This is a genomic window from Pseudomonas sp. N2-3-1-14 (assembly GCF_041228395.1).
Classification (GTDB): Bacteria; Pseudomonadota; Gammaproteobacteria; order Pseudomonadales; family Pseudomonadaceae; genus Aquipseudomonas.
On the sequence record NZ_CP166199.1, the window covers coordinates 3,247,992 to 3,260,658 of the forward strand.

General features: G+C 58.0%; 14 protein-coding genes. 7 read left to right on the top strand and 7 right to left on the bottom strand.

Going from position 1 to position 12,667, the window contains the following annotated elements; genetic code table 11:
* The first annotated feature begins 35 nt into the window (after nt 1–35).
* The 3 genes from AB5I78_RS14860 to AB5I78_RS14870 all read left to right on the top strand — a co-directional run bounded on the left by AB5I78_RS14860 (nt 36) and on the right by AB5I78_RS14870 (nt 3,132).
* Nucleotides 36–914, top strand: a complete 879-nt coding sequence (locus AB5I78_RS14860; RefSeq protein ID WP_262209649.1) for a LysR family transcriptional regulator — start codon at nt 36–38, stop codon at nt 912–914.
* A gap of 110 nt (nt 915–1,024) precedes the next feature.
* Nucleotides 1,025–2,566, top strand: coding sequence for an EAL domain-containing protein (locus tag AB5I78_RS14865; RefSeq protein WP_369302903.1), 1,542 nt, complete (start codon nt 1,025–1,027; stop codon nt 2,564–2,566).
* Nucleotides 2,567–2,766: 200 nt separating this feature from the next.
* A complete protein-coding gene (locus tag AB5I78_RS14870; RefSeq protein WP_145160874.1) occupies nt 2,767–3,132 on the top strand; it encodes a histone-like nucleoid-structuring protein, MvaT/MvaU family in 366 nt (121 codons plus the stop codon).
* Nucleotides 3,133–3,244: 112 nt separating this feature from the next.
* Here AB5I78_RS14870 and AB5I78_RS14875 read toward each other — a convergent pair whose 3' ends face one another.
* Nucleotides 3,245–3,781 carry a DUF4946 domain-containing protein gene (locus tag AB5I78_RS14875; protein WP_369302965.1) on the bottom strand — a complete coding sequence of 179 codons (537 nt, stop codon included), beginning with the start codon at nt 3,779–3,781 and terminating at the stop codon, nt 3,245–3,247.
* Between the two features lie 198 nt (nt 3,782–3,979).
* On the opposite strand from AB5I78_RS14875, the gene gloA reads away from it, so the two are divergent.
* Complete coding sequence (gene gloA, locus AB5I78_RS14880; RefSeq protein ID WP_106579161.1) at nt 3,980–4,501, top strand: lactoylglutathione lyase; 522 nt, start codon at nt 3,980–3,982, stop codon at nt 4,499–4,501.
* Nucleotides 4,502–4,564: 63 nt separating this feature from the next.
* Here gloA and ahpF read toward each other — a convergent pair whose 3' ends face one another.
* The 3 genes from ahpF to AB5I78_RS14895 all read right to left on the bottom strand — a co-directional run bounded on the left by ahpF (nt 4,565) and on the right by AB5I78_RS14895 (nt 7,887).
* Entirely contained in the window at nt 4,565–6,130 is a 1,566-nt protein-coding gene (gene ahpF / locus AB5I78_RS14885; RefSeq protein ID WP_145160876.1) for an alkyl hydroperoxide reductase subunit F, read from the bottom strand.
* A 127-nt stretch (nt 6,131–6,257) separates the two neighbouring features.
* A complete protein-coding gene (gene ahpC, locus AB5I78_RS14890; protein ID WP_053255965.1) occupies nt 6,258–6,821 on the bottom strand; it encodes an alkyl hydroperoxide reductase subunit C in 564 nt (187 codons plus the stop codon).
* 133 nt (nt 6,822–6,954) lie between these two features.
* Nucleotides 6,955–7,887 (bottom strand): site-specific integrase, encoded by a 933-nt coding sequence (locus tag AB5I78_RS14895; protein WP_369302904.1) that lies wholly within the window; start codon nt 7,885–7,887, stop codon nt 6,955–6,957.
* Between the two features lie 170 nt (nt 7,888–8,057).
* On the opposite strand from AB5I78_RS14895, the gene AB5I78_RS14900 reads away from it, so the two are divergent.
* Nucleotides 8,058–9,065, top strand: a complete 1,008-nt coding sequence (locus AB5I78_RS14900) for a DNA-binding protein (RefSeq protein ID WP_369302905.1) — start codon at nt 8,058–8,060, stop codon at nt 9,063–9,065.
* Here AB5I78_RS14900 and gorA read toward each other — a convergent pair whose 3' ends face one another.
* Nucleotides 9,066–10,424 carry a glutathione-disulfide reductase gene (gene gorA, locus AB5I78_RS14905; RefSeq protein WP_369302906.1) on the bottom strand — a complete coding sequence of 453 codons (1,359 nt, stop codon included), beginning with the start codon at nt 10,422–10,424 and terminating at the stop codon, nt 9,066–9,068. It abuts the gene before it with no gap.
* Between the two features lie 104 nt (nt 10,425–10,528).
* Nucleotides 10,529–11,368 (bottom strand): UTP--glucose-1-phosphate uridylyltransferase GalU, encoded by an 840-nt coding sequence (gene galU / locus AB5I78_RS14910; RefSeq protein ID WP_003230743.1) that lies wholly within the window; start codon nt 11,366–11,368, stop codon nt 10,529–10,531.
* Nucleotides 11,369–11,677: 309 nt separating this feature from the next.
* Between galU and AB5I78_RS14915 the strand changes: the two genes are divergently transcribed.
* Together AB5I78_RS14915 and AB5I78_RS14920 are read left to right on the top strand one after the other, a co-directional pair.
* Nucleotides 11,678–11,863, top strand: coding sequence for a hypothetical protein (locus tag AB5I78_RS14915; RefSeq protein ID WP_028616218.1), 186 nt, complete (start codon nt 11,678–11,680; stop codon nt 11,861–11,863).
* A 145-nt stretch (nt 11,864–12,008) separates the two neighbouring features.
* On the top strand, nt 12,009–12,293 hold the full coding sequence (locus tag AB5I78_RS14920; protein ID WP_262209659.1) for a hypothetical protein: 285 nt from the start codon (nt 12,009–12,011) through the stop codon (nt 12,291–12,293).
* 8 nt (nt 12,294–12,301) lie between these two features.
* Here AB5I78_RS14920 and AB5I78_RS14925 read toward each other — a convergent pair whose 3' ends face one another.
* A complete protein-coding gene (locus AB5I78_RS14925) occupies nt 12,302–12,532 on the bottom strand; it encodes a hypothetical protein (protein WP_145160887.1) in 231 nt (76 codons plus the stop codon).
* Nucleotides 12,533–12,667 lie beyond the last annotated feature (135 nt).

The following is a 12,667-nucleotide window of genomic DNA, read 5'->3' on the forward strand; positions in this document are numbered from 1 at the left end:
CTAATGACTGATCATCGTAAAATGAGTAATTGCTCATGACCCTTACGCAACTGCAAATCTTCTCGCGGGTGGCCGAGCTGCAAAGCTTCACCCACACCGCCCACCGCCTGGGCATCAGCCAGTCAGCCGTGTCGCACGCCATCAAGGCCTTGGAGCAGGAATTGGGCGTCGAGCTGTTTCGGCGCCATCAGTCCCAGGTGGAACTCAGTGATATCGGCCAGCAATTGCTGATGCGTGCGCGCACCCTGCTGGGCGTGGCCGACACCCTGCAACAGGAAGCCTCGGATGCGCGAGGCATGAAGCGCGGCACGCTGCGTATCGGCTCTTTTGGCCCGACGTCATCCAACCGCCTGCTGCCGCGCATTCTCGAGCCATTCAGGCGTCAGCACCCGGGCATTGAGGTGCACGTGGACGAAGGCCCGGACCGCCAAGTGATCCAGTGGCTGGACGAGCGGCGCATCGACGTGGGGTTTGTGGTGCTCGAACAGGAGCGCTTCGATACGTTTGCGCTGTTCAACGACCAGATGGTTGCCCTGCTGCCCGCTGCGCACCCGCTGGCTGCGCAACCTTGCGTGACCTTGAAGGCGCTGTGTGACGACCCGTTCATTCTCACCGACGCCGGCTCGCAGGAGCTGGTCTCGCGGTTGTTCAGCAGCGCGCGTCTAACCCCAAATGTGCGTTATCGCTGCTCGCAACTGCTCAGTACGCTTGAGGCAGTGAGCCGCGGCGACGGCGTGAGTGTGGTGGCGCAGGCGTCCTTGCCGCAGACGCCGGACGCACGTTACCAGGTGCGCCCGCTGTCGCCACGGGTGGGCCGTGATATTGGCCTGGCGGTGCTGGACCAACGTCAGTCGACACCCGCAACCCTGGCGTTCATCCAACTGGCGCAGACGCTGAATTTCCAGCGGTGCTGACTCATCTGACCGCCAGGTACAGCGAGCTTATTTCGCACGCGCCATCTATCATTTGATCTATCTGAACAGCCCTTCGGGGCTTTTCCCATCCTGCGACAGGCCGTCTCTCCATGCCCCTGACCGTAAACGGCCCGCGAAAACGCGCCACCCGCTATTTGATTACCACCCTCAGTGGCCTGCTGCCCATCGCATTGGGCATGGTCATTCTGCACTGGCAAGCCGAACGCACCCTGCAACAAAGCACTGCGCAAACCGCCCGCGAAGCCGTGCGCCAGTTTGACCTGATGCTCGATAACACCACCCTCGCCGCCCAGGCCTTGCTGCCACTGGCCGGTCAGCCGTGCGACAACGGCGCGCAGCTGGCACTGCGTGAACAGGTCACGCGCCGGCCCTTTGTGCGCGCGACAACGTTGTCCTGGCAGAAAAACATCTATTGCAGCTCGCTGTTTGGCGATCACTACCAGTCGGCGGTCAACCCGGATGACTACGTGGACGGGAATCTGTGGTTGATGAATGGCAACCCGGTCACACCGGATACCGCGCTGCTGGTTAACCGGTTGGTCGAAGGCGACAAGGCCGCGTTCGCCTCGATTGATGGCTTTCACCTGGCCAACGTCTTGCGCCTGATCAGCCGTTACGCACACTTGGTGCTGCAAGTGGGCCCCAACTGGCTGGATGCCGACGGCAAGGTGCACAACACGCCCGTGCCGGTGTTCGAGGTGGCCCATCACCACCTGGCCTCAGAGCGCTATCACTACAGTGTCGACGCCGGCATGCCGGCCGGTGAAGTGTGGCGGTACATGGAAGCGCGCTATCCGGCACTGTTCAGCCTGCTGGTTTTTTTTGGCGTGCTGTCGGGCGTGCTTGCGCACTGGCTGCAAAAGCGCTCGTCTGCGCCCACCCATGAACTGCAACGCGCCTTGGGTGCCAACGAGTTCATTCCGTACTTTCAACCGGTGGTGCGCGGCGACACGCGTGAGTGGGCCGGCTGTGAGGTGCTGATGCGTTGGCAGCACCCAAAAGAAGGCCTGGTGCGTCCCGACCTGTTTATCCCGTTGGCGGAGCATTCCGGCCTGATCGTGCCGATGACCCGCGCCTTGCTGCGCCAGACCGCCGCGCAGTTGGCCCCGCATGCCGCGCGTTTCAGTCCGGGCTTTCATGTTGGCGTGAATATCACGGCACGCCACTGTGAGGATCTGGACCTGGTGGAAGATTGTCGAACGTTTCTCGCCGCGTTCGCCCCAGGCCAAGTGACGCTGGTGCTGGAGTTGACCGAACGTGAACTGATCAAGCCCACGGATATCACGCGTCAGCTGTTCGACGCCCTGCATCAACTGGGGGTGATGATTGCCATCGATGACTTTGGTACCGGGCACTCCAGCCTCGGTTACTTGCGCAACTTCAATGTCGATTACTTGAAAATCGATCAAAGCTTTGTGGCCATGATTGGCGCTGATGCACTTTCACGGCATATCCTCGACAGCATCATCGAACTCTCCGGCAAGCTGGACCTGGGCATCGTGGCCGAGGGCGTGGAAACAGCAGAGCAATGTGAATATCTGGCGGCGCACGGTGTGGATTTTCTGCAGGGTTACCTGTTTGGCCGACCACTCCCCGGTGAAGAGTTCATTAAGTCGCTGGCCAGCCGTTGAATAGCCACTCATTACCCTTGATGAAATAATCTTATTTAGGTAAACGACGTGATTTACTCGTGGGGCATTAACTACTACAATTTTTCCTGCCTGTGCTGAACTCGCAGAAAGGCCTCTTTCTTTGAGTCACTTTATAAGCGCTTGGCTTATAGCTTTGTCTGCAGTTGATATCAGCAAACTACATTATTGGAGTACAGATTTTGTCCAGACTCGCCGAATTTCGCGCAGCAGAAAAAGCCCTTCAAGAGCAGCTGGCCCAGCTGGAATCCCTGAAGAACGACGCCGGCCTGAAGAAAGAAATCGAATTCGAAGAAAAGCTGCAAGGCTTGATGAAACACTACGGCAAAGGCCTGCGCGACATCATCGCGATCCTTGACCCACACCCTGCCAAGGCCGGTGCTGCAACGTCCGCCGCCCCCAAACAGCGCCGCGCGCGTGTGGTCAAGGTCTACCACAACCCGCACACCGGCGAGCTGATCGAGACCAAAGGCGGCAACCACCGCGGCCTCAAAGCCTGGAAAGAACAGTACGGCGCCGCCACTGTAGATTCCTGGCTTCGCGGCTGATCGCATTGCACTAACAAAAAGCCCCGCTGATGCGGGGCTTTTTTTGTTTAAGGATTCGAAAACGAACTTAACTAACATTTCATTTTGTTCAAATCCGATCAATCTGACACCTTCAAAGTTTCAGGCTGTCGCGTACCGATCCGACTTCGTTCTGGCTGGCCTCATAGGCTTGGGCTTGGCCGGCGTATGAAAAAACATAGGCTGTGTCGGTATCTAGCGCACCGACTAATGTTTGCGACAACACGTGTCGGCCATTCTCGGTAATCACGCAAGTTGTTTCCAACGCATCAAGACGGCTCAATGTGGTTGGGTGCATCTTGGTGCACACGCTTTGATAACCGCTGCCGGCAAAATCTTTCTGGATGGATTTACGCATTTCCAGCAACACGCCCTGAAGATTAACTTTATGACCCGCCTCGATCGGTGTGCCGGTCAACTCCATGACCATCAAGGTATTGCCATTTTCGTCGTTCTTGATCGCGCGCTGGCGAGACACGGCCTGGGGTTTTACCGGTGCTTCGCCGTCCGGCTCCACTTCCTCGACTTGCCAGCCACTGGGCCAGTGAATTTCCGGGTCGGCCGCCAGTACGAACGGGCTAACCAGCAGTAAACACAACGAGCTCAACAGCGATTTACGAAATTCGATCATTGCAAAAAACGCCCAAGGTTCAAGCGTCAAAGTTTGAGCCCGGCACCCGCTGGTCGCAAGCGCTGCGTGACCTTTTTCATTTGGCGCACTGGGCGGCCCTTGCGTATCATGGCTCGGCTGCATGGACGCTTGCCGCAAGCCAACGGACCGCGCCTATCATTTCAAGTCGCGTTTGCCCCATTTTTTTCTGGAGGGCCCATGAGCCTGCACGAACTGAACACTTTCCCGGGCGTCACTGCCCAGCCTGACACCGCCACCACGAACTTCGTGTTCAACCACACCATGCTGCGGGTCAAAGACATCACCAAGTCGCTGGATTTCTACACCCGCGTCCTGGGGTTTTCCCTGGTTGAAAAGCGCGACTTCCCGGAAGCCGAATTCAGCCTGTACTTCCTGGCCCTGGTGGACAAGGCTCAGATCCCGGCCGACGCCGCTGAACGCACCCAGTGGATGAAGTCGATCCCGGGCATCCTGGAACTGACCCACAACCACGGCACCGAAAACGATGCCGACTTCGCGTACCACAACGGCAACACCGACCCGCGTGGCTTTGGCCACATCTGCATTTCGGTGCCGGATATCGTCGCTGCGTGCGAACGCTTCGAAGCCCTGGGCTGTGACTTCCAGAAGCGCCTGACCGACGGCCGCATGAAAAGCCTGGCCTTCATCAAAGACCCGGATGCGTACTGGGTCGAGATTATTCAACCAGCACCGATGTAAAAGCCTCGCGCCATAAAAAAACCCCATGATCGTTCATGGGGTTTTTCATTTCCGGGTCCGACTTTACGCAGGTGCGGACGTGCGGATCAGGTGATCGAACGCGCTCAGGGAAGCCTTGGCGCCCTCGCCTACCGCAATCACGATTTGCTTGTACGGTACGGTCGTTACGTCACCGGCGGCGAATACACCTGGCAGCGAGGTTTCACCACGCGCGTCGACAATGATCTCGCCACGCGGGGTCAGCTCCACCGTGCCTTTGAGCCAGTCAGTGTTGGGCAACAAGCCGATCTGGACAAAGATGCCTTCCAGGTCAATGGTCTTGAACTCGCCACTGTCGCGGTCCTTGTACGCCAGGCCTGTGACTTTCTGGCCATCACCTTTGACTTCACTGGTCAGCGCACTGGTGATCACGTCAACGTTCGGCAGGCTGTAGAGCTTGCGCTGCAACACGGCGTCGGCGCGCAGCTTGCTGTCGAACTCGAGCAAGGTCACATGGCTGACGATACCCGCCAGGTCGATAGCCGCTTCAACGCCGGAGTTACCCCCGCCGATCACTGCCACGCGCTTGCCTTTGAACAGCGGACCATCGCAGTGCGGGCAGAAGCACACGCCCTTGGCTTTGTATTCCTGCTCGCCCGGCACACCCATTTCGCGCCAGCGGGCGCCCGTGGCCAGGATCACGGTCTTGGACTTGAGGGTCGCACCGCTTTCGAAGCGAATCTCGTGCAGGTCACCGGCGTTTTTTGCAGGGATCAAGCTGCTGGCACGCTGCAGGTTCATGATGTCCACGTCGTACTGACGCACGTGGGCTTCAAGCGCGCTGGCCAGTTTCGGCCCTTCGGTCTCCTGCACCGAGATAAAGTTCTCGATGGACATGGTGTCCAGCACTTGCCCGCCGAAGCGTTCAGCCGCCACACCAGTGCGGATGCCCTTACGTGCGGCGTAGATAGCGGCCGCCGAACCGGCTGGGCCACCGCCGACTACCAGGACATCAAAGGCGTCTTTGGCGCTGATTTTTTCTGCGGCTTTTTCGATACCGCTGGTGTCGAGCTTGGCGAGGATTTCTTCCAGTCCCATGCGGCCCTGACCGAAGTTCACGCCATTGAGGTACACGCTCGGTACCGCCATGATCTGGCGCTCATCGACTTCAGCCTGGAACAGCGCGCCGTCGATGGCGACGTGGCGGATGTTCGGGTTGAGCACGGCCATCAGGTTCAGTGCCTGGACCACGTCGGGGCAGTTCTGGCAGGACAGCGAGAAGTACGTCTCGAAGCTGAACTCGCCTTTGAGGGCGCGGATCTGTTCAATCACTTCGACACTGGCCTTCGAGGGGTGGCCGCCGACTTGCAGCAATGCCAACACCAAGGAGGTGAATTCATGGCCCATGGGGATGCCGGCGAAACGCAGGCTGATATCGGCACCCGGGCGGTTGATGGAGAACGACGGCTTGCGCGCATCATCGCCATCGGTTTTCAGAGTAATCAGCGTGGTGAGGCTGGTTACGTCTTGCAAAAGGGCAAGCATTTCCTGGGATTTCGCACCGTCGTCGAGGGAGGCGACGATCTCGATCGGCTGGGTGACCCGTTCCAGGTATGACTTCAACTGAGCTTTAAGATTGGCGTCCAACATACGGGCGATTTCCTATTAATTCGGTTTATTGCAGACAAAAAAACGCCCGAGCGAATCTCGCCCGGGCGTTTTGAGGGCGGATGCAGCTTACTTAAGTGCGGAGTTCCGCCCTTGATACTTCACAGACTTAGATCTTGCCGACCAGGTCCAGGGATGGAGCCAACGTCGCTTCGCCTTCTTTCCACTTGGCTGGGCATACTTCGCCTGGGTGGGCAGCTACGTACTGAGCGGCCTTGATTTTGCGCAGCAGCTCGGAAGCGTCACGGCCAACACCACCGTCGTTCAGTTCAACGATCTTGATCTTGCCTTCTGGGTCGATCACGAAGGTACCGCGGTCTGCCAGGCCAGCTTCTTCGATCAGTACGTCGAAGTTGCGGGAGATAGTCAGGGTTGGGTCGCCGATCATGGTGTACTGGATTTTGCCGATGGCTGGCGAAGTGTTGTGCCAGGCAGCGTGGGCAAAGTGGGTGTCGGTGGAAACGCTGTAGATTTCGACGCCCAGTTTCTGGAATTCGGCGTAGTTGTCAGCCAGGTCTTCCAGCTCGGTTGGGCAAACGAAGGTGAAGTCGGCTGGGTAGAAGAACACGACGGACCATTTGCCTTTCAGGTCAGCGTCCGACACGTCTACGAAGTTGCCGTTTTTGTAAGCAGTTGCTTTGAACGGTTTTACTTGGCTGTTGATGATAGGCATCGTTGACTCTCCGTCAGGGGTTAAGAAGTTGATGGGGTGAATCCTACCCACTCTCTTGATCGTTGGCTCATTGGCAAACCTGATGCTGACGATTGGTTTTGCCTATCAGGTAACCGTATTAATAGAAGAAATCTCAAATCAACGGTTGGGTGGCCAAGGTCATGCCAAGAAAGGGCGTCGCTTCAACATAGCGCATGGCAGATTTCATGTCGTTCCAACCGACATAACTCATCAGCGACTTCAAGTCCCAGCCACTGCGATGAGCCCAGGTGGCGAAACCTCGGCGCAGGGAGTGGCTGGTGTATTGATCGGCCGGAATGCCCGCGCGCTCCAGCGCCTGGCGCAGCAGCGGGATCACACTGTTAGGGTGCAAGCCCTCCTCGCCCAGGTTGCCCCAGCGATCAATCCCGCGGAACACCGGGCCACGCACCAACGCCGAAGCACTGAGCCAGTCGCTGTAGGCCTGTACCGGGCACAGCCGCAGTAACGCCGGGGTCTGGTAGGTCTTGCCGAGGTTGTCGCGATCACTTTTGCTGCGTGGCAGGTACAGGCTGATGCCAGCGCCAGGCACTGCTTGCACGTGTTCGATGTGCAGGCGGCACAACTCGTCGCTGCGAAACCCTCTCCAGAAGCCCAGCAAAATCAGCGCAGTATCGCGCTTGGCGCGCAGCAAGCGAGGCGCGTCCTGGTCGCTGCTCGCCTGTCGCGCTTCTGCCTCCAGCGATGCAACCACCTGTTCGAGGTGCTTGAGTTGCAGCGGCTCGGCCTGCTTCTCCTGCGCCGGGTGCACGGCGCGAATGCCCTTGAGCACCTTGCGCACCACCGGCGCCTTGGTCGGGTCGGGAAACCCCTGGCTGCTGTGCCATTGCGCCAACGCCGAGAGCCGCAGCTTCAAGGTGTTTACCGCCAGCACGCCGGCATGCGCCACCAGGTAGCGCGCGACGCTGTCGCTGGTCGCCGGCAGGAAACCGCCCCAACTCACCTCGAAGTGCTCAATGGCCGCCCGGTAACTACGGCGAGTGTTATCGCGTGTGGCGGCGTTGAGGTATCGATCCAGTTCGCTCATGAAAGGCCTATTCGTACTGCTGCAAGGTGAATCCGCGCTTAAAACCGCTATGACACGGGATAATACGCCAATATCCCATCTGTTAAATCATGAATTTAAACGTGTTTTTATTTATGTTACAGTATGTATATACATACTCTGTACCACAGTACGAAATCGACGGAGACTCCATGGCTCGCGGCGGCATAAACAAAGCAGTAGTTCAAACGGCACGCTTGGCGATCCTTGCCCGCGGCGAAAACCCCAGCATCGACGCGGTGCGCATCGAGATGGGCAATACCGGCTCGAAAACCACGATTCATCGCTACTTGAAGGAACTGGACGATAGCGAAAGCCGGCTGACCATCACCGAAGCGCCAATCGATGATGAGCTCGGCGAACTGGTTGCACTGCTGGCTTTACGTTTGAAAGAGAAGGCTCAGGAACCTATCGACCTGGCCTTGGCGCAGTTCGAACAGCACAAAGCCGCCCTGCTCGCCCAGGTAGAGGCGCTGGAGGCAGCTCACGCCGAGCTCAAGCAACAATTTGATATCCAGGCCGCCGCCTTGGCAGAAGAAAGCGCCGCCCTGCAAACCGCCAGTACCAGCCTGCAGACCGAGCAAACCCGCAACGCCGGGCTCAGCCAGGCGTGCAGCGATTACGAGTTAAGGATTACGGACAAGGACGAACAGATTCGATCACTGGAAGAAAAACACCTGCACGCCCGGGAGGCGCTGGAGCATTACCGCACTGCAATCAAGGAGCAGCGCGAGCAGGAACAGCGCCGCCACGAAGGCCAACTGCAACAAGTGCAGGCGGAACTGCGCCAGGCTCAGCAAAGCGCCATGGTGCGCCAGGACGAAATCACGCAGCTGCATCGCGACAACGAGCGGTTATTGATCGAACACCGCGTGACCATGAAGGAACTGACCGCGCTGCAAGCGCAAACCCGCAAAGACCAAGCCCTGCAGCAAAAGCTTGGCGAACAGGTAAACCTGATTGAAAGCGAACGCACCCTGCTTCAGGAACGCCTGCGGGTGGCGGTACTGGAGAGTCAATCGCGCCAGGAAGCGCTGACCGAACACCAGCTTGCCAACAAAACCCTGGAACTGGACCTTATCAAGGCCCAGGCCAGTATCGAGGCATTGCGCCTGGCGGCCGTCGCTGCAACGGCGCCAGAGGCAACACCGCAAGCCTGATCAGTCAGCCACAGGCGTGCGCATGGTGACAAACTCTTCCGCCGCCGTAGGATGCACGCCGATGGTTTCATCGAAATGCTGCTTGGTCGCGCCCGCCTTGAGCGCGATCGCCAGGCCTTGCACGATCTCGCCGGCATCCGGGCCGACCATGTGGCAACCCAACACCTTGTCGGTGTCGGCGTCGACCACCAGCTTCATCAAGGTTTTTTCCTGGCAATCGGTCAGCGTCAGCTTCATGGGCCGGAAACGGCTTTCGAAAATCTGCACCTTGTGGCCGTTCTTTTTCGCTTCTTCTTCAGTCAGGCCGACAGTGCCGATGTTTGGCAGGCTGAACACCGCTGTCGGGATCATCGCGTAATCCACCGGGCGATATTGCTCGGGCTTGAATAGACGACGCGCCACCGCCATGCCTTCAGCCAGGGCCACTGGCGTCAACTGCACGCGACCAATCACATCGCCGATCGCCAGGATCGACGACTCAGCGGTCTGGTACAGGTCATCCACCTCAACGAAGCCGCGCCCATCCAGCTTGACGCCAGTATTTTCCAGGCCCAGGTTGTCCAGCATCGGGCGGCGGCCAGTGGCGTAGAACACGCAATCGGCCTCGAGCACGCGGCCGTCTTTCAAGGTGGCCTTGAGGCTGCCATCGGCTTGCTTGTCGATACGCTCGATGTCGGCGTTGAACTGCAGGTCGAGGCCGCGCTTGGTCAGCTCTTCCTTCAGATGGGTGCGCACTGAACCATCGAAACCGCGCAGGAACAGATCGCCGCGATACAGCAGCGTGGTCTGCGCGCCCAGGCCATGGAAAATGCCCGCGAACTCAACGGCAATGTAGCCACCGCCAACCACCAGCACACGCTTGGGGAGCGCCTTGAGGAAGAATGCCTCATTCGAACCAATGGCGTGTTCGCGCCCTGGAATCTCCGGAATCTGTGGCCAGCCACCTGTAGCGATCAGGATGTGCTTGGCGGTAAAGCGTTCGCCATTAATCTCTACCTGGTGCGGATCCACCAGACGCGCATGCCCTTCATGCAAGGTCACGCCACTGTTGACCAGCAGGTTGCGATAGATGCCATTGAGGCGGTTGATTTCGCGATCCTTGTTGGCGATCAGGGTCGCCCAATCAAAGTCAGCTTCGCCCAACGACCAGCCGAAACCGCTCGCTTGTTCGAAGTCTTCGGCGAAATACGCCCCGTACACCAACAGTTTTTTCGGTACGCAACCGACGTTAACGCACGTGCCGCCCAGGTAGCGGCTTTCCGCCACGGCCACCTTGGCGCCAAAGCCAGCGGCAAAACGCGCCGCGCGAACACCGCCAGAACCGGCGCCAATTACATACAGGTCAAAATCGTAGGCCATTTCACTCTCCTCGGCAGGTCATCAGCATACCGATTTAGATGGGGCTGAAAAACGAAAAAGCCACCCGAGGGTGGCTTTCTCTTAAAACACTCAGCAAGCGTGAATCAGTAAGCCTTGCCAGTCTTGTAGAAGTGCTCGTAGCAGAAGTTGGTCGCCTCGATGTAGCCTTCAGCGCCACCGCAGTCGAAACGCTGACCTTTGAACTTGTAGGCAATCACGCAACCGTCTTTGGCTTGCTTCAACAGGGCGTCGGTGATCTGGATCTCGCCACCCTTGCCCGGCTCGGTTTCTTCGATCAGCTTGAAGATGTCCGGGGTGAGGATGTAACGACCAATGATCGCAAGGTTCGACGGGGCATCTTCCGGCGCTGGTTTTTCGACCATGTCGCGTACGCGGATCAGGCCATCACCAATGTCGTCACCGGCGATCACGCCGTACTTGTTGGTTTCGGCCGGATTGACTTCCATCACCGCAACGATGGTGCAACGGTACTTCTGGTACAGCTTGACCATTTGGGTCAGTACGCCGTCGCCTTCCAGGTTGACGCACAGGTCGTCCGCCAGTACCACGGCAAACGGTTCGTCACCGATCAGCGGGCGGCCGGTGAGGATCGCGTGGCCGAGGCCTTTCATCTGGGTTTGACGGGTGTAAGAGAACGAGCACTCGTCGAGCAATTTACGGATACCGACCAGGTATTTTTCCTTGTCGGTGCCCTTGATCTGGTTTTCCAGCTCGTAGCTGATGTCGAAGTGGTCTTCGAGTGCGCGCTTACCACGGCCGGTGACGATGGAGATTTCGTTCAGACCGGCATCCAATGCCTCTTCGACGCCGTACTGAATCAGTGGCTTGTTCACCACCGGCAGCATCTCTTTGGGCATGGCTTTGGTCGCTGGCAAGAAGCGAGTGCCGTAACCGGCTGCTGGGAACAAGCATTTCTTGATCATATGAGTCCTTACAAAGGGCTGTGCGTACGGAATTCGGCGCAGTCTAATGAGGCCGCAGTCACCTTACAATGGGTCCTGCTGGCGTTGCGATGTCATCATAGAGAAAAAATGTCGGCGTAAGTTCCGCTGATCCTGCCATGAGCTTGCCCAGCGGTTCGGCAAAACATGCCATCCCCCAATGATTAAAAGGGGTATAACTGTTTTAGCACGCTTTGCCGCGCGTCACACTGACCTGCAACAACTTGCGCTTTCCCCCGGCATTTGGCGCTATCATGACGCGCTTGAACCAGACCACGAGATTGTTAATAGATGTCAGAACCAAAAGGCGTAAACGGCTACCTGATCACACAGCGAGCAGACGGCTGGCACTTGATCAACTTTCACGGTGACAGCGTTGCCGGGGTATTTCCGACTGAAAGCCAGGCTATCGCGGTAGCCGAAGTGTTTGTGGACGAAGCCGGCCACGCATCGAGCAAAAGACCCAAAGGCAAGTAAGCCACGGCGACTTGCGCAAAAAGCCCCGATTGACGGGGCTTTTTTGTGTTTGTCTGTACCTAGGTGGCAGTTCGCTATAATCTGCTGCGAACGCCCCACGACAGTGTCAGCGCTCCCTCCAACACCCTCGACGACGACTCAACTCATGAACAAGATTCTGGCACTGACTGCAACCCTGGCGCTGATGAGCGGCTGCACCACCACCTCCGACACCTTCCTGAAAAATGGCGAGCAAGGCCTGACCATCGACTGCTCGGGCGAAGCCAACTCGTGGGCCAGCTGCTACGAGAAAGCCGACGCCTCCTGCGCGGGCACCGGCTACCGTATCGTCGGCACCGAAGGCACGCCCTCGCTCAAGGAAGACGACAAGACCCTGGGCAAAGACGTAGGCAACTTCAAGAGCCGAAGCGTAGTGGTCGTGTGCAAATAGCCAGACGGCTACAGGTGAATTTCGGCGAACTTGATGCCCAGCCCGCGCAGAAGCTCGATGAGGTCATCCAGGCGCGCGAATGACTCGACTTCATCCTGCTCGTCCACCAGAAAAAAACTGCGTCCGCCGCTTTTTTTGAAAAACACGATCCACTCGCCAAGATCGGCAGGATTCTGAATGACATGGGTGGCCGAAATTTGACCCTCGGCTTGGTGGGCTTTGACGTGTTCACGCTTCATGACGGTTCCCAGAAAAAGACAAATGCCACGCAATCGTTAGGGTTGCGCGGCATTTTTTGCATTGAATACCCGACAGTTTAACGGATGCCTTGCCCGATCAACACGCTCATCACGGCTCCATTTTTATAGTTATAA